The organism is Achromobacter pulmonis, from assembly GCF_902859765.1.
GTDB lineage: Bacteria > Pseudomonadota > Gammaproteobacteria > Burkholderiales > Burkholderiaceae_B > Achromobacter > Achromobacter pulmonis.
Window position 1 is genome coordinate 39,767 of sequence record NZ_CADIJV010000017.1, and the last position, 15,935, is coordinate 55,701.

Annotated in this window: 16 protein-coding genes; 13 read left to right on the top strand and 3 right to left on the bottom strand. The window is 69.0% G+C overall.

What is annotated here, in order from left to right; genetic code table 11:
• Positions 1–17: 17 nt before the first annotated feature.
• From HV701_RS15470 to HV701_RS15485, 4 genes are all read left to right on the top strand, one after another.
• Positions 18–593: a GNAT family N-acetyltransferase gene (locus HV701_RS15470; protein ID WP_175133920.1), complete on the top strand. Its 576-nt coding sequence runs from the start codon at positions 18–20 to the stop codon at positions 591–593.
• 61 nt (positions 594–654) lie between these two features.
• A complete protein-coding gene (locus HV701_RS15475; protein WP_175133921.1) occupies positions 655–1,200 on the top strand; it encodes a cysteine hydrolase family protein in 546 nt (181 codons plus the stop codon).
• A gap of 6 nt (positions 1,201–1,206) precedes the next feature.
• The gene (locus HV701_RS15480) at positions 1,207–1,431 is read left to right on the top strand and encodes a DUF3820 family protein (RefSeq protein ID WP_175133922.1); all 225 of its coding nucleotides are present in this window, start codon (positions 1,207–1,209) and stop codon (positions 1,429–1,431) included.
• 146 nt (positions 1,432–1,577) lie between these two features.
• A complete protein-coding gene (locus HV701_RS15485) occupies positions 1,578–1,913 on the top strand; it encodes a hypothetical protein (protein ID WP_175133923.1) in 336 nt (111 codons plus the stop codon).
• A 40-nt stretch (positions 1,914–1,953) separates the two neighbouring features.
• On the opposite strand, the gene HV701_RS15490 is transcribed toward HV701_RS15485, so the two are convergent.
• Entirely contained in the window at positions 1,954–3,180 is a 1,227-nt protein-coding gene (locus HV701_RS15490) for an MFS transporter (RefSeq protein ID WP_175133924.1), read from the bottom strand.
• 96 nt (positions 3,181–3,276) lie between these two features.
• Here HV701_RS15490 and HV701_RS15495 point away from each other — a divergent pair, with 96 nt between their 5' ends.
• The 9 genes from HV701_RS15495 to HV701_RS15535 all read left to right on the top strand — a co-directional run bounded on the left by HV701_RS15495 (position 3,277) and on the right by HV701_RS15535 (position 13,954).
• Positions 3,277–4,242 carry a GlxA family transcriptional regulator gene (locus HV701_RS15495; protein ID WP_175133925.1) on the top strand — a complete coding sequence of 322 codons (966 nt, stop codon included), beginning with the start codon at positions 3,277–3,279 and terminating at the stop codon, positions 4,240–4,242.
• A gap of 66 nt (positions 4,243–4,308) precedes the next feature.
• Complete coding sequence (locus tag HV701_RS15500; RefSeq protein WP_254595181.1) at positions 4,309–5,193, top strand: helix-turn-helix transcriptional regulator; 885 nt, start codon at positions 4,309–4,311, stop codon at positions 5,191–5,193.
• Positions 5,194–5,340: 147 nt separating this feature from the next.
• Entirely contained in the window at positions 5,341–7,476 is a 2,136-nt protein-coding gene (locus HV701_RS15505) for a TonB-dependent siderophore receptor (protein WP_175133926.1), read from the top strand.
• Between the two features lie 288 nt (positions 7,477–7,764).
• Positions 7,765–9,792, top strand: a complete 2,028-nt coding sequence (locus HV701_RS15510; protein WP_276529851.1) for a TonB-dependent siderophore receptor — start codon at positions 7,765–7,767, stop codon at positions 9,790–9,792.
• 64 nt (positions 9,793–9,856) lie between these two features.
• Positions 9,857–10,264 carry a cupin domain-containing protein gene (locus tag HV701_RS15515; RefSeq protein WP_254595182.1) on the top strand — a complete coding sequence of 136 codons (408 nt, stop codon included), beginning with the start codon at positions 9,857–9,859 and terminating at the stop codon, positions 10,262–10,264.
• Between the two features lie 44 nt (positions 10,265–10,308).
• Complete coding sequence (locus HV701_RS15520; RefSeq protein WP_175133985.1) at positions 10,309–11,481, top strand: RhtX/FptX family siderophore transporter; 1,173 nt, start codon at positions 10,309–10,311, stop codon at positions 11,479–11,481.
• Positions 11,482–11,546: 65 nt separating this feature from the next.
• Positions 11,547–12,800: an Hsp70 family protein gene (locus tag HV701_RS15525; protein WP_175133928.1), complete on the top strand. Its 1,254-nt coding sequence runs from the start codon at positions 11,547–11,549 to the stop codon at positions 12,798–12,800.
• 151 nt (positions 12,801–12,951) lie between these two features.
• A complete protein-coding gene (locus HV701_RS15530; RefSeq protein ID WP_175133986.1) occupies positions 12,952–13,539 on the top strand; it encodes an NUDIX domain-containing protein in 588 nt (195 codons plus the stop codon).
• 79 nt (positions 13,540–13,618) lie between these two features.
• Complete coding sequence (locus tag HV701_RS15535; RefSeq protein ID WP_175133929.1) at positions 13,619–13,954, top strand: 2Fe-2S iron-sulfur cluster-binding protein; 336 nt, start codon at positions 13,619–13,621, stop codon at positions 13,952–13,954.
• Positions 13,955–13,966: 12 nt separating this feature from the next.
• Here the strand turns inward: HV701_RS15535 and HV701_RS15540 are convergent, their stop codons facing one another.
• Together HV701_RS15540 and HV701_RS15545 are read right to left on the bottom strand one after the other, a co-directional pair.
• A complete protein-coding gene (locus HV701_RS15540) occupies positions 13,967–15,154 on the bottom strand; it encodes a hypothetical protein (RefSeq protein WP_175133930.1) in 1,188 nt (395 codons plus the stop codon).
• 14 nt (positions 15,155–15,168) lie between these two features.
• Complete coding sequence (locus HV701_RS15545) at positions 15,169–15,897, bottom strand: helix-turn-helix domain-containing protein (protein WP_175133931.1); 729 nt, start codon at positions 15,895–15,897, stop codon at positions 15,169–15,171.
• Positions 15,898–15,935 lie beyond the last annotated feature (38 nt).

Consider the following 15,935-nt stretch of genomic DNA (forward strand, 5'->3'; position numbering starts at 1 on the left):
TTCTTGCGACATACCCCATGCTCCTGCCTCTTGCCGACTGGCCGCAATGCGCGCCCGAACTGGATATTTTCGGCTTGCGCCTGCGTCCGCTACGCCAGACCGATGCGGCCGACTGGTATGCCTACCTGCGTGACGACAACGTGACCCGCCACACCAGTTGGCAGATCGACGGCGCGCAGGCGCTGGCCGATCTGATCCAGGACTATGCCGACCCGGTGGCCAGTCATTGCATGCGCCTGGCGATCGTCGAGACCAACGACCGCTTGGTCGGAACCATCGGGTTCAACGAGATCGCGCCCGGCGCGCGCCGCGCCGAAATCGCTTATGACCTTTCTCCTTCGCACTGGCGTCGCGGGATTGCCTCGCGGGCCTGCGAGACCGTCACTGCGTGGGCCTTTCAGACGCTGGGCTTGGCCCGGGTCCAGGCCACGGTGCTGGATACCAATACCGCGTCGGCCGGCGTGCTGGAACGCTGCCATTTCGACCGCGAAGGGCTGCTGCATCATTACCGTCAGGTACGCGGCGAGCCGCGCCATTTCTGGATGTATGCGCGCATCTGGCCGCCCGCGCTGGTTGGCGCCGAATGTGGCTAGGCCTGCCTTCCATTCCCGCGCGCCCGGCCTTGCCAAGCCGCCATTTCCTTCCGAGAGAACCATGAAGTCCGCTTTGATTGTGATCGATGTGCAACGCGCCCTGTTCGAAACCACACCCGAGCCCGCCGAGGCCGGCGCCGTGCTGGCGCGCATCGACGAGCTTACCGAACGTGCCCGCGCCGCCGGCGTGCCGGTGATCTATGTGCAGCATGAATCGCCCGGCAGCAAGCTGGCTCATGGCGAGCCGGGCTGGCAGATCGACACGCGGCTGCATCCTGCCGACGGCGATATTCGCGTTCGCAAGACCACGCCCGATTCCTTCCTGCGCACCGACCTGGACGACGCGCTGTCGCGGGTGGGTGCCACGCACCTGGTGGTGTGCGGCTACGCGAGCGAGTTCTGCGTCGACACCACCGTGCGCCGCGCCTCGGCGCTGGGCTATCCGGTGACGCTGGCGGCCGATGCCCACACCACCCAGGACAAGCCGCATGCGTCGGGCGCCCAGATCCGCGCGCACCACAACGCCACGCTGTCGTCGATTGTCAGCTTCGGCGTAAAAATCGCCGCCGTGCCGGCCGCCGACATTCGCTTCGGCGAGGCAGGATAAGCGGCCATGGATCCGGAACTGTTGCAATTGCTGGTGACGCGCAGCATGCCTTTCGGCAAGTACCAGGGACGCCTGATCGCCGACCTGCCGGGGCCGTACCTGGCCTGGTTCGCGCGCAAGGGCTTTCCGCCGGGAGAACTGGGGCGTCTGCTGGCCTTGATGCACGAACTCGACCACAACGGCCTGTCGTCCCTGCTGGCGCCGTTGCGCCAGCCGCCGGCGGCGCGCTGAGTCCGCACGGGAAACCGCAAGAAACAAATCTTGCTGCCGGCGTAGCGTCTTGGCACGCCCCATGGCCGCGCGCGGGGCTACGATAGACCGGCGCGTCACCGGGCCGGGCATCTGGCGCGGGCGCGTTCAACGAAGAGAGGTCGCTCATGAAGAAACTCCCGTTCACCGCTGTCCTGCTGGCTCTGGCCTGCCTCGGCGGCGTGGCCCAGGCGCAGACTGCGGCGCCGGTCACACAGGAATTCCAATATCCCAGCCAGCGCTCCAAGGATGGCAGCCTGTCGCCCCCGTCCACCTTGCGCATGACCGTCACGCCCGACCCGAATGCGGCCGCCCCGGCCGTGATCCGCGACACGCCCGCGAGTCAGGCCGAATACGCGCGTTGCCGCGAGGTCTCAGACCGCGCCGCGGTGTCCAATGCCCAGATGCAGGCCGGCGTCGCCCAGTGCCTGCGCGAACTGGAACAGCGCCGCCGGCAGCAATGAGCGCAGACGCGCGCCGCGTCCGCCCGTGGCCGCGCCGACGTCAGGCCGCGCCGGCCGCAGTGGCGTTGCGGGCCGACCCGCGCGCCCAGTGCCAGGTCATCAGGCCGGCCGCCAGCACCACCGGCAGCATGGCGGCATTCAGCGCTTCCCAGCCGAACGCGTCCAGGGCCGGTCCGGCCGCCAGCGTCGCTACGGCGGTCGCCGCATAACGCAACATCTCGGCCGCGCCCTGGGCGCGCGCCCGTTCGGACGGGCGGTACGACTGCGCCAGCAGCGTGGTGCCGCCGACGAACATGAAATTCCACCCCACCCCCAGGCAGAACAGCGCGGCGTAGAACGCCGGCAGCGACGGCGATGACATCGCGATCAGCGCGCAGGCCACGTTCAACAGCATGCCCGCGCCCAGCACCTTGGGCAGGCCGAAGCGCTGGATCAGCGCGCCGGCGAAGAAGGCCGGCGCATACATGCCGACCAGGTGCCACTGCATGATGTTGGCGCCGTCGCCGATGCTGTGGCTGCAGGCCACCGCCGCCAGTGGCGCGGCGGTCATGATGAACATCATCGACACCGACCCCACCACGTTGTTGGCCAGCGCGGCGATGAACACCGGCTGGCGCGCCACGGTGCGCAGTGGGCGCGGCGGCAGGCCGGCCTGGATCTCGCCGGCCGCCACCGGCGCGTCGGCATCGCGATAGAAGCCGAACAGCAGGGCGGCCGACAACAGCGCCAGCAGCGCCACCATCAGGTAGGCGCCGGCGAACGTCACCGGCGCGAACAGGTCGCGGCTCCAGGCCGCCAGCGCCGGCCCGGCGATCGCGGCGATGACGCCGCCGGTCATCACCACCGAGATCGCGCGGCTCTTGGCCGCCGGCGGCACCGCGTCCGCCGCCGCCAGCCGGTAGTACTGCGCAAAGGCCTGGAACACGCCCACCAGCGCGGTGCCGGCGCAGAAGGCCCAGAAATCGGCGTGGAACACCGCCCACACCGAAATGCCGCCCCCGGCCGCGCCTGCCAGGGCGCCCAGCGCGAAGCCGTTGCGCCGGCCGATGCGCTGCATCAGCAGCGAGGCGAACCAGGTGACCACGGCGCCGGCCACCGTGATCAGCGCGAACGGCAGCGTCGACAGCGCCTTGTCGGGCGCCAGCATGTGGCCCGTCAGCGCAGTCAAGGTCAGGTCGATGGAAATGGCCGCGATGAACAGGCCCTGGCACACGGCCAGGATGCGGGCGTTGCGGCGGCCGGTGGCGGGCGGGGGCGTGAGGGACATGAGGTAGCAGGAGGAGGGCGGGTTTGACAGGCCTCAATGTAACGACGCACACTATGGCGTAAATGACATAAATCCCTTAAAAAACGCCAAGCCGCCATGACTCACCACGTCGCCTTCCTGCTGGTGCCCGATTTCCAGCTGCTGGACCTGTCCGGCCCCGCCGCCGTGTTCCAGACCGCGGGCCGCTTCGCGCAGACCGCCGCCGGCCCGGCGTATGCGGTGCACGTCGTATCCGAGCACGGGGGCCTGGTGCGCAGTTCCTGCGGCATCGGCGTGCAGACATCGCCCTGGCGCGGCATGCCCGCCGATACGCTGGTGGTGCCCGGCGGCGAGGGCGCACGCGCCACTGCCATCACGCCCGCGTTGCGCGCCCGGCTGCTGGCGCAGCGCCGGGCGGGCCGGCGCCTGGCCAGTGTCTGTACCGGCGCCCTGGTACTGGCGGGCGCGGGCCTGCTCGACGGCCGCCGCGCGACCACCCATTGGCGCCATGCCGCGATGCTGGCGCGCGATTACCCGGCGGTGCGTGTCGAACCCGACCGCATCTACATCCGCGACGGCGACACCTGGACCTCGGCAGGCATTACCGCCGGCATCGACCTGGCGTTGGCGATGGTCGAGGCCGACCTGGGCGCCGAACTGGCGGCCGTCACCGCGCGCGAGATGGTGGTGTACCACCGCCGCTCCGGCGGCCAGTCGCAGTTCTCGGCGCTGCAGGACCTGGCGCCCGACAGCGAACGCATGCGCGCGGTGCTGGAACACATCCGCGCCAACCTGGGCGCGGCCCTGACGGTGGAGCATCTGGCCGAAGTGGCGTGCGTCAGCCCACGCCAATTGCTGCGCAGCTTCAAGGCCGAAACCGGCGAGACCCCCGCCAAGGCGGTCGAGCGCATCCGCGCCGAGGCGGCCCGGGCGCGCATCGAGGCGGGCGACGGCAGCATCGACAGCGTGGCGCGTCGCGTCGGCTTCATGGACAGCGAACGCATGCGGCGCGCCTTCCTGCGGGTCTACGGCCAGCCGCCGCAGGCCCTGCGCCGCGCCGCGCGCAACGCCGCGTTGGCATGAGAGAGGCCAAAACGGTAATAATAGTCACTCTCATTAAACTATCGACTCCTGCCCGGGCCCGCCACCGTGACTGCTTCGCCCCTTGAACTCGATTGGGCCGTTCCGGCCGTCATGCCCGCCATGTCGCTGGCTGGCGGTACGCTGCGTTTCGAGCGCGGCGAGCGGATGCAGGAAGACTTGGCGCCAGGCCTGAAGCTGGTGCTGGTGCTCGAAGGCGAGCTGCGCTACCGCGTGCCGGGCGCGCCGGCCGCGCCGGCCGCGCAGGTCAGCGGGCCGCTGCTGCACCTGAGCCTGTGCCGCGACCCGCTGCGCATGGAACACGAATTCGGCGCGCGCCGCGCGTTGCGCTTCGTGTCACTGCGCACCTCGTTGGCGCATCTGCGCGAATCCCTGTCGCTCGAACCCATCGACATCGCGCGGCTGCTGCGCGCGCCGCGCGACGGTGCGCCCTACGCCGATGCCAACTTGCGCCTGGCGGCGCCGCTACAGGCCCTGGGCCGGCAGATGCTGGCCTGCCCGATGCAGGGGGCGCTCAAGCGCATGTACCTGTCGGCCAAGGCCCTGGAACTGACTGCGCTGGCGCTGGGCGCCCTGCAACCGGCGCCGGCGGCGACCTCGGCCGGCCTGTCGTGCGCCGATACCGAGTGCCTGCATCACGCGCGCGACCTGCTGGCGGCGGATCTTCAGCATCCGCCCACTTTGCCCGAGCTGGCGCGCCGGGTTGGCATCAACGTCAACAAACTCACCACAGGCTTTCGCCAACTGTTCGGATGCAGCGTCTATGCTTTCGTGCGCGAACAGCGCATGGCACGGGCACACGCGCTGCTGGCCGCCGGCGCGATGGGCGTGTCCGAAGCCGCCTATGCCTGCGGTTATACCGATTCGCACTTCACCAAGGCTTTCCAGCGTCGCTACGGCGTGCTGCCAAGCGCGTTGATCGCCGGCCGCTGAACGCGCCCCGGGGCGCTTGCGCGCGTCGCCGCGCGCGGCCGAGTTCGCGATCACCATAGCAATGGTCTTACAAACGCGTAGACGTTGCGGTTTCTTCCCGAAATTGTATGAGAATAATTCTCAATGTCAAAAGAGGGAGAAGTACTCATGCGTTTACGGTTCAGGAACAAGGCGCGCCGCGCGCGGGCGGCACGCCATTGGCCACTGTGGCTGGCGCTGGCGGCGGGGCCGGCGCTGGCCGATCGCACCCAGGAAGCGGCCACGCTGCCGGCGGTCACGGTCAGCGGCGAACGCCAGGCCGGCGCCGCGTTGCAACCGACACTGGGCAAGCTGCCCCTGAGCGTGCGCGAGACACCGCAGTCAATCTCGGTGATCGGTCCGCAACAGATGCAGCAGCAGAACCTGCAGAGCCTGGACGACGTCATGCGGCACGCCACCGGCATTACGGTACAGCCGCACAATCGACTCACGACGGGTTACTACTCGCGCGGCTTCAAGATCGACTCGTTCGAGCAGGACGGCGTGCCGAGCATGATGGGTAACGTTGCCGCGGGCCCCGAAGACATCGCCGTCTTTGAACGCATCGAGATCCTGCGCGGCGCCAACGGTCTGTTGCATGGCGCTGGCAATCCGGCGGCCACGGTGAACCTGGTGCGCAAGCGTCCGCAACGCGAATTCACTTTCGGCGGCGAAGTCAGCGCCGGCAGTTGGGACCGCTACCGCGGCATGGCGGACCTGGGCGGTCCGCTCAACGACAGCGGCAGCGTGCGTGGTCGCATCGTCGGCGTCCTGGAGGACCGCGGATTCTTCTATCAGGCCGCGAACCAGAAGACTGGGCTGTTCTATGGCGTCGGCGAGGTCGACCTTGGGGCCGCCACGGTCTTGTCGGCTGGCCTGCAATACCAGCGTGTGCGTTCCAATCCGCCACCCAGCATGGGCGGCGTGCCGCGCTACAAGGATGGCAGTCCGCTCGGCCTGAAGCGCTCGACCAACCTGGAATCCATCGACAGCCATTCCAACTGGAACACCACGCGCGTGTTTGCCGACCTGGAACACCGCATCGGCCATGGCTGGAATGCCAGGATCAGCTTCAATCACCTGAAGTCCGATTCCGAAATGAAGTATCTCACCGGCATGGGCGGCGTCGATCCGAAGACGGGCACCGGCACGACGCTGTACGGCCAGGGAATCCGCTACGAGAATAGCCAGACCAGCGTCGACGCCTATGTCAGCGGACCGGTCGAATTGTTCGGCCGGCGCCACGAGTTGCTGTTCGGCGCCAATTCGCTGCGCACTACCTGGGAGAACGCCAACGCGGTCGCGCTCGGCACCGTGCACGGCACGCCCATCGACGTGTTCAACTGGAATCCCCACGATGTCCCCAGCTACGACGTCGGCCCCTACGAATCCACAGGCAAGAACCCGGAGCGCGAACAGGGTATCTACGGCATGGGCCGTTTCTCGCTGGCCGATCCCGTCACCTTGGTGCTGGGCGGTCGTTTCGACTGGAGCCGCTTGGCATCGCCGACCGTCGAGAAGCGTGTCAACGCCAAATTCACACCCTATGGCGGGTTGATCGTCGACCTGAACCGCCGCTGGTCGCTGTATGGCAGCTATGCACAGGTGTTCAAACCGCAGGGGGATAAGAATAGTGCCGGCGAGATGCTCGACCCGATGACCGGCGCCAACTACGAAGCCGGCGTCAAGGGTGAACTGGCGGACGCGTTGAATATTTCACTGGCGATGTTCCAGATCGACCAGAAAGACCGCGCGCAGGCCGAGCCTTCGCCGGTGCCCTGCCGAGGCAGGAACTGCCCCTCCATCTCGGGCGGAAAAGTGCGAAGCCGTGGTTTCGAGGTCGAGGTTGCTGGTGACATTACTCCCTATTGGAACTTGGTGGCGGGGTACACCTTCAACACCACCCGTTACCTGGCAGACACCCGTGCCGCGGGCCAACCTCTCGCCAGCTTCGCTCCCAAGCACATTTTCCGCCTTTGGACCGAGTACGCCTTGCCGGCACTGGAGCGGCGCCTGAGCGTGGGTGGGGGCGTGCAGGTGCAGTCGGGCTTCTACAACGTGGCCGGCCCCATCACCGTGAGCCAGGGAGGCTATGCCTTGGCCGACCTGCGCGTGGCCTACCGCATCGACAAGCACGTGACCGTGGCGCTCAACGCCAACAACCTGTTCGACCGCGTCTACTACCAGCGCCTGAGCGACGCCAACTGGACCAACTACTACGGTGAGCCGCGCAACTTCATGCTGACGGTGCGCGCCGACTACTGACCGTCGCCATCGTCGCGCCGGCCATCGCGCGTTGCACGACGCGCCTTGGCCGGCGCTTGCCGGTCCGGCCGGCAAAAACTTCCGCAATCGCCAGCGAGACTTCCGCAATCGCCAGTGGCTCATGCGGCTGCTCTCTAGAATGGTTTGAGAATAATTCTCAGTAACCAGGAAAGAGGAACGGCGGTGCAATCAAGGTTCAGGAACAGGGCGGCACAGCCGCGCAAGGGCGCGGCGCGCCATTGGCCGGTCTGGCTGGCTTTGACAGCGGCGGGGCCGGTGGCGGCGCAAGTGGCCGATAGTGCAGCGACCTTGCCGGCGGTCACCGTCAGCGGCGAGCGCGATGCGACCGCGCAGACGCCCACGTTGGGCAAGCTGCCGTTGACGGTGCGCGAGACCCCGCAATCGATCACTGTGATCGGCCAGGAACAGATGCGGCAGCAGAACCTGCAGAGCCTGGACGACGTCATGCAGCACGCCACTGGCATTACGGTGCAGCCGTACCAGTTGCTGACCACGGCCTACTATTCCCGCGGCTTCAAGGTCGACTCCTACGAGCAGGACGGCGTGCCCGTGCTGATGGGCAACATGGCTGCCTCGCCGCAGGACATGGCGGTGTACGAACGCGTCGAGATCCTGCGCGGCGCCAATGGCCTGCTGCACGGCGCTGGCAACCCGGCCGCCACCGTCAACCTGGTGCGCAAGCGCCCGCCGCGCGAGTTCGCCTTCAGCGGCGGAGTCAGTGCCGGCAGTTGGGACCGCTACCGCGCCGAGGCCGACCTGGGCGGCCCGCTCAATGCCAGCGGCAGCGTGCGCGGGCGCCTCGTCACGGCGTTCGAGGATCGCGGCTATTTCTACGACGTGGCCGACCAGAAGTCTGCGCTGTTCTACGGCATCGGCGAGGTCGACCTGGGCCCGGATACGGTGCTGTCGGCCGGGCTGCAATACCAGCGTATCCGCTCCACCACCAACATGGCGGGTGTGCCGCGCTACAAGGATGGCGGCGACATCGGCCTGAAGCGCTCGACCTACCTGGACGCCGCGTGGGATCGCTTCAACTGGAACACCACGCGCGTGTTCGCCGACCTGGAACACCGCTTCGGTCAGGGCTGGCGCGCCAAGGTCAGCGCCAACTATCTCACCGCCGACAGCAACCTGAAGTACGCCGGCGCCTACGGCGCGATCGACCGCCAGACCGGCCAGGGCTCGGCACTGATGGGCGGCGCCTACAAGTTCGACAACACCCAGGCCAGCGTCGATGCCTACGTCAGCGGCCCGGTGGAACTGTTCGGCCGCCGCCACGAGCTGCTATTCGGCGGCAATGCCCAGCGCACCACGACCGAGCAGTACACCGGCCAACTGACGCCGGCGCTGCGCGTGCCGGTCAACGTATTCGACTGGGATCCGCGCAGCGTGCCAGAGCCCGGCGTCGGCCCCTACACTTCGCCGGGCCAGACGCGCGCTCGCCAGCAGGGCGTCTACGGCATGGGCCGCTTTTCGCTGGCTGATCCGCTGACGCTGGTGTTGGGCGGACGCATGAGCAGGTGGAACCAGGACGCCCCCGGTTCACGCCAGCGCATCAACCCCGAATTCACGCCCTACGGCGGCCTGATCGTCGACCTGGACCGCCAGTGGTCGTTGTACGGCAGCTATGCCGAGGTGTTCCAGCCGCAGACGCAGCTGACGCGCGAGGGGCAGGGGCTGGATCCGGTCACCGGCGCCAACTACGAGGCCGGCATCAAGGGCGAGCTGATGGACGGCGCGCTGAACGTGTCGCTGGCGGTGTTCCAGATCCGCCAGAAGAACCGCGCGCAGCAGGATCCGGCCTGGCCCTGCGTCGGCCAGACCTGCTACTACGTGGCTGGCGGCGAGGTGCGCAGCCGGGGCTTCGAGGCCGAGGCCAGCGGCGACATCACGCCGTACTGGACGGTGGCCGCGGGCTACACCTTCAACACCAGCAAGTACCTGACCGACACCCAGGCTGGCGGCCAGCCGTTCGCCAGTTTCACGCCCAGGCACATCTTCCGGCTGTGGATGAACTATGCGCTGCCGACGATGCAGCGGCGCCTGAGCGTGGGCGGCGGGCTGCAGGTGCAATCGGGCTACTCGACCGTGTCGGGCCCGGTCACGCTGCGCCAGGGCGGCTACGCGCTGGTCGACCTGCGCTTGGCCTATCGCTTCGACAAGCACCTGAGCGCCGCGCTGAACGTCAACAACGTGTTCGACCGCGGCTACTACCAGAGCCTGTCCGGCACCGCCTGGAACAACCGCTACGGCGAGCCCCGCAACGTCATGCTGACCCTGCGCGCCGAGTATTGAACGGCGCGCGCCACACGGGCGGCGCGGGCGCGCCGTCCGTCCATCGTTCGAAGGAGAAAACGGATTGGCCACGCTCATCCCCCCGCCAGTGTTCGACTGGCTCGACCATTTCATGGCGCTGGGCGCCGACGGCGCCATGCGCGATCTCGGCAGGCTGCGGCGCCTGGCGCCACACGAGGGTTGGCTGGTCGGCGTCAAGGCCGCGGCCTGCGACGCTGATGTGCATGGCGACGTCTGGGAACGCCACCCGGCGGGCGAGGAAATGCTCTGTGTGCTGGAAGGCCGCGTGGTGCTGACACTGATGGACGAGGGCGGCGCCGAGACCGACGTGCTGCTGGACGCGCGGCGTAGCGTGGTGGTGCCGCGCGGGGTCTGGCACCGCCTGCACGTGGCCTGTCCGGCCCGCATCCTGTTCGTCACGCCCGGGCACGGCAGTGAACATCGCCGCGCCGGCGCGGCCTCGCAAGTTTGAAGGAAGCCGACGTGAAGCTTACTGCCAACGCGCGCCTGTTCGTCATGATCGGCGCGCTCTATTTTTCCCAGGGCATTCCGCTGGGCGTGGCCATGGAGGCATTGCCCACGCTGCTGCGGCGCGATGGCGCGCCCCTGCATGCGCTGGCCTGGCTGCCGCTGGTGGGGCTGCCCTGGGTGCTGAAATTCCTGTGGGCGCCGCGGGTCGACAACCGTTGGCACGCCACGCTCGGCCGGCGCCGCAGCTGGATCCTGCCAATGCAGGCCGTGGTGCTGGCCTGCCTGGCGGCGGTGGCCGTGACCGGCATCGCCGCCACCAGCGCGCCCTGGGTGGTGGGCCTGATGGCGCTGGCCTCGCTGGCCAGTGCCACGCAGGACATCGCCACCGATGGCCTGACCGCCGAGCGTTTCTCGGGCCAGGCGCTGGCGCGCGCCAACGCCGTGCAGGTGGGCGGCACCATGGTCGGCTTTTTCGCCGGCGGGCCAGGCTGCCTGGTGCTGGCGGGCTGGCTGGGGCAGGGCGGCGCGCTGGCGCTGCTGGCCGCGGTGGTGGCGTTCAGCCTGCTGCTGGCGCTGGGGTGGCGTGAAACCGCCTTGCCCGCGCCGGCCGGCGCTCCACGGCGCGCCACGCTGGCCGGCTTCGCGCGCCGCCCCGGCGCCTGGGCGCTGGTGCTGGCGGCTTTTCTGTCGGCTATGACGGCGGTGGCGGGCTATGGGCTGTCCAAGCTGTTCCTGGTCGATGCGGGCTGGCCGGTGGACGCGGTGGGGCGGTTGGGCATGGCCGGCGGCGTGGTGACGGTGCTGCTGGGCTGCGGCGGCGGAGCCTGGCTGGTCGGGCGATTGGGCGCGCGCGGCGCCCTGGCCCTGGGGTTGGCTACCTCGGGCGCGGCCGCGGTGGCCTGGCTGGCGCAGGCGCAGGGCTGGGCCGCGCAGGCCGCGCCGATGGCCTACGTGGCCCAGACGCTGGGTTCGTTCGGTGCCGGCGCGGCCTCGGTGGCGTTGATGACGCTGGCGATGCGCTTTGCCGCCCGCGGCGCGCAGGCCGGCACCGACATGACGGCGGTGCAGAGCGCGCGCGACCTGGGCGAGATCCTGACCTCGTCGCTCATCACCGGGCTGGCCGCCACGCTCGGCTATGCCGCCGGCTTCGGCGGGGGACTGCTGGAGGCCGTGGTCACGCTGGCTTTCGTGGCGCTGGCGCTACGCCGTCCGGGGTGACATGGCGTTTCGGGCGGTTGCGGCTACACTTGTGCGCCGTTTTGCTTTCAAGCCCCCGAAATTCCATGATTTCCACCGCATGCGGCGTCGACTTCGGCACGTCGAACTCCACCGTCGGCTGGAGCCGCCCCGACCAGCGCGCGCTCCTGGCCCTTGAAGACGGCAAGACCACCTTGCCCTCGGCCATCTTCTTTCACGACGAGGATGCCGAGGTCAGCTATGGCCGGGCGGCCATCTCCGACTACCTGGCGGGCTACGACGGGCGCCTGATGCGCTCGATGAAAAGCCTGCTGGGCAGCTCGCTGATTGACGGCTCCACAGAAGTCCAGGGCCGCTCGATCCCGTTCCGCGTGCTGCTCACGCGCTTCATCGCCGAGCTCAAGCGCCGCGCCGAGACCGCCGCCGGCCGCGACTTCACCCGCGCCGTGCTGGGCCGGCCGGTGTTCTTCGTGGACGACAACCCCGCTGCCGACCAGACCGCTCAGGACACGCTGGGCGAGATCGCGCGCAGCGTCGGCTTCACCGACATCGAATTCCAGTTCGAGCCGCTGGCCGCGGCCTTCGACTACGAGTCGCAGATCGAGCGCGAGGAACTGGTGCTGGTCATCGACATCGGCGGCGGCACTTCGGACTTCTCGCTGATCCGCCTGGGGCCGGGCCGCGCCGCCAAGCCGGACCGGCGCGACGATATCCTGGCGTACGGCGGCGTGCACATCGGCGGCGTGGACTTCGACAAGCAGCTCAGCCTGGCGCACGTCATGCCGTTGCTGGGCCTGGGCAGCCAGCTGCGCAGCGGCAAGGACGTGCCGTCCACGCAGTACGGCAACCTGGCCTGCTGGCACACCATCAACCAGGCCTACTCCCGCAAGGCCGCCGAGCATTTCGCCTACATCCGCGCCGAGGCCGGCGAGCGCGACAAGATCGACCTGCTGCTGAATCTGGTCAAACAGCGCGCCGGCCACTGGGTAGCGGTGCAGGTGGAAGAAGCCAAGATCGCGCTGTCGGAGGCGCCGGCGGCGCGCATCGACCTGGCGCGTATCGCGCCCGAGCTGGGCGTGGACGTCACGCGGCCGTCGTTCGACGCCAGCGTGGCGCGGCTGATCGAGAAGATCGAGCAGACCGTCGGCGCCCTGCTGCGCGACGCGGGCGTGGCGCCCGCCGATGTGGACACCGTGTTCTTCACCGGCGGTTCGAGCCGCGTGCCGCGGCTGCGCGACTGCGTTTCGGCGCTGGTGCCGCAGGCGCGCAGCGTGGAAGGCGACCTGTTCGGCAGCATCGGCGCCGGCCTGGCGCTGGACGCTCGCCGCAAGTTCGACTGACGCACATGCTGGCCGGGCGGCCGCCACCGGCTGTCGCGGCGAGGGCGCCTGCGCCCTGCCGCGCGGCGCAACGGCCGCGGGCGCGATGGTAAGCTGCAAGCTCTTCGCGCCGCGCCCCGCGGGGCCGCGCTTGACCCCCCTCACGCCCGCCATGACCGACAAGCCCGATTCCCACCTGTTCGAAGAACGCGTCTCCAGCGAGGCCGCCTACGACGGCCGTTTCCTCAAGGTCCGCAACGACACCGTGCGACTGCCCAACGGCAACACTTCCACGCGCGAATACGTGGTGCATCCGGGCGCGGTGGTGGTGATCCCGCTGCTCGACGATGGCCGCGTGCTGCTCGAACGCCAGTACCGCTATCCGATCGGCCGCGTCATGACGGAATTCCCGGCCGGCAAGCTCGATCCGGGCGAAGATCCGCTGGCCTGCGGCAAGCGCGAACTGCTGGAAGAAACCGGCTATACCGCCACGCAGTGGGCCCGCGCCGGCGCCTTGCACCTGGCCATCGCCTATTCCACCGAGATCATCCACATCTATTTCGCGCGCGGCCTGCGTGCCGGCCCCCGGCAACTGGACCAGGATGAGTTCCTCGACGTTTTCAGCGCGCGGCCGGAAGACCTGTACGCGGCCTGCGCCAAGGGCGAGGTCACTGACGCCAAGACCCTGACCTGCACGCTGTGGCTGCAGAACGTGCTGTCCGGCGCCTGGCCGCTCGACTGGCAGGATCATTGCGCTTGATGGCCCCCGCCGCATCGCGCCGGCGCCTGGCAACCGATATGCCCTGGCGCCGTGCCAAACCCGATTGATTCCGCCAGCCATGCCCGCTTTTCCTGTCCTGGTGCAACCCGCAGGCCTGCGCTTCGAGGCCGACGCCGACACGACGCTTCTGGCGGCCGCGCAAGCCGCCGGCATCAAGCTGCCCAGTTCCTGCCGCAATGGCACCTGCCGCGCCTGCATGTGCCTGCTGCTGGCAGGCCAGGTCGCTTACCGCATCGAATGGCCCGGCCTGTCGCGCGACGAGAAGGACGAGGGCTGGATCCTGCCCTGTGTGGCTCAGGCCCGGTCGGCGCTGGCGCTCCAGTCGTTGCAGGCCGCGCCGATCGAACCCGCGCCGCCGGCGCCAGCCCGGCCGCTGACCGGGGCGCGGCGCTGACCGGCGCGCGGGCTATTTCCGTGGGGGCGCGATGACGTCGCAGGGGGCGGCGCCGGCTGGCGCCTGGGCCTGGTCGCCCAGCAGCGCGCGCGCGCCGCAGACCGAGCCGAACATGCGTTTGCTGTCGTGGCCGACGCCAGTCACTTCGAAGCCGGCGCGGTGCAGCGGCACCGGCCGGTTGCCGCGCGCGGCGACGATGCGCTCGTATTGCAGGTATGCGGTGCCGCGCGCCAGCCGCGTCGCTCCCTGGGCCTCGGCGCCGCAGGTCTTGTCGAGCAGGCGGTGCTCGGGGTTGTTGTCGGCCCCGCCAAGCAGGTAGGTCACGTCGCGCGCCGCGTAGCGGATGAACAGGCGCGTATCGTCGGTTTCCTGGGCGTACGCGGGCAGCTTGTCGGTGCCGTATTTGTACTGGTTGTAGGTCGGGCAGATACCGCGTTCATAGGGCGCATAGCCCTTGCCGTCGGGACGCGGCCGCTCCCGGGTCAGGTACAGGTACGACGAGGGATTGGCCACCACATAGCGCACGGCGATGCCATCGCGCCGCAGCGGCCCGTCGAGCGCGTTCAGCACGGCATAGCGCTGCACCAACTGGCCGCCGCCGGAATGGCCGGCCAGCACGATGCCGGCCAGGAACGGCAGGCGCTTGCGGTCATCCAGGGTGCGCAGCAGGTCGTCGATCACCTGGAACGAACTGACCGGGGCGGGACGGCCGCTGGCCTGCACGCTGTCCTCGCCGTCCTCCCAGCTGGCTTTGCGCCAGGCGGCCATGCCGGCAAAACCCGAGTCGATCACGCCGACAAAGCGCGGCGCCAGGATCAGCGTGTCATCGGCGCGCGCCGGATTGGCGGCCAGCACCGTGGCGACGGTTTCGTAATAGGCGTCGGCATTGCGCCGAACGCCATGGAACACGATCACGATTTGCTTGATATCGCGCAGGTCGCCGCGCGCCAGGTTCCGGTTAGCATAGACCGGTATCTTGTAGCGGTGGCCGGGCCTGCCCAGTTCGAGCGTCTGCCAGGGCGGCACCACCGCCCGCTTGGGCGCGGGCAGGGGTTCGTCGTAATCGTAGGGGTCAGGGAGCGGCGTCTGCGCATGCCCCGTCAGGGGCAACAGGGCCGCCAGCGCCGCCGCGCCCAGGATCCGGCGCGCGCGCGACGGGCGCGGTGCCGGATGCGGCGGTACGGCAGGCGCAAGGCGCATGGCGCGGGCGGGCGTCAGCAGCCCTCGTGGCCCAGCAATTGCTTGAGCGCGGGCAGGTCGAGGATGCGCACCTCGCGCTGGTTGATGCGGATCAGGCCGTCGCGCGCGAAGCGCGAGAACAGCCGGCTGACCGTCTCCAGCGTCAGGCCCAGGAAGTTGCCGATTTCCTCGCGGCTCATGCGCAGCACGAACTCGGTGGACGAATAGCCCAGCGAGGCATAGCGTTGCGACAGGTTCAGCAGGAACGCGGCCAGGCGCTGTTCGGACCGCATCGAGCCGAGCGAGGCCAGCATCTGGTGCGAACGCGTGATCTCGCGGCTCATCAGGCGGCGGAACTGCTGCTGCAGCGAGGGCAGGTGGGCGGCCACGCGGTCGACTTCGTTCAGGCGGATCACGCACACCTCGGAGTCTTCCAGCGCCACGGCGGCCGAGACGTGCTTGCCATCGAGCATGCCGTCCATGCCGACGATTTCGCCGGGCAGGTGGAAACCGGTGATCTGGATCTGGCCGGTGGCATCCTCAAGCTGCGTCTTGAGGCTGCCGAAGCGCACGCCGTAGACGGCATCCAGGGGGTGGTCGAGCGAATACAGCGTCTTGCCTTTTTCGAGGCGTACACGCTCTTTCACCAACTCGTCCAGCTTCTCGACTTCGGCGGCTGCCATCCCGACGGGGACGCACACGTGGCCCAGCATGCATGTGGAACAGTGGGCGGCATCAGGGGCAACGGGAACCCGTTTTTGCATACGATGACCTTTTCAGTGCCCGGGCCTGGCCGGGTGGC

Bases quoted from the DNA above. Each gene is read 5' to 3' on its own strand.
- HV701_RS15540 (WP_175133930.1), bottom strand. From the start codon at position 15,154: ATGCGCCTTGCGCCTGCCGTACCGCCGCATCCGGCACCGCGCCCGTCG.
- HV701_RS15535 (WP_175133929.1), top strand. From the start codon at position 13,619: ATGCCCGCTTTTCCTGTCCTGGTGCAACCCGCAGGCCTGCGCTTCGAG.
- HV701_RS15470 (WP_175133920.1), top strand. From the start codon at position 18: ATGCTCCTGCCTCTTGCCGACTGGCCGCAATGCGCGCCCGAACTGGAT.
- HV701_RS15485 (WP_175133923.1), top strand. From the start codon at position 1,578: ATGAAGAAACTCCCGTTCACCGCTGTCCTGCTGGCTCTGGCCTGCCTC.
- HV701_RS15530 (WP_175133986.1), top strand. From the start codon at position 12,952: ATGACCGACAAGCCCGATTCCCACCTGTTCGAAGAACGCGTCTCCAGC.
- HV701_RS15525 (WP_175133928.1), top strand. From the start codon at position 11,547: ATGATTTCCACCGCATGCGGCGTCGACTTCGGCACGTCGAACTCCACC.
- HV701_RS15480 (WP_175133922.1), top strand. From the start codon at position 1,207: ATGGATCCGGAACTGTTGCAATTGCTGGTGACGCGCAGCATGCCTTTC.
- HV701_RS15475 (WP_175133921.1), top strand. From the start codon at position 655: ATGAAGTCCGCTTTGATTGTGATCGATGTGCAACGCGCCCTGTTCGAA.
- HV701_RS15495 (WP_175133925.1), top strand. From the start codon at position 3,277: ATGACTCACCACGTCGCCTTCCTGCTGGTGCCCGATTTCCAGCTGCTG.
- HV701_RS15520 (WP_175133985.1), top strand. From the start codon at position 10,309: ATGATCGGCGCGCTCTATTTTTCCCAGGGCATTCCGCTGGGCGTGGCC.
- HV701_RS15505 (WP_175133926.1), top strand. From the start codon at position 5,341: ATGCGTTTACGGTTCAGGAACAAGGCGCGCCGCGCGCGGGCGGCACGC.
- HV701_RS15545 (WP_175133931.1), bottom strand. From the start codon at position 15,897: ATGCAAAAACGGGTTCCCGTTGCCCCTGATGCCGCCCACTGTTCCACA.
- HV701_RS15490 (WP_175133924.1), bottom strand. From the start codon at position 3,180: ATGTCCCTCACGCCCCCGCCCGCCACCGGCCGCCGCAACGCCCGCATC.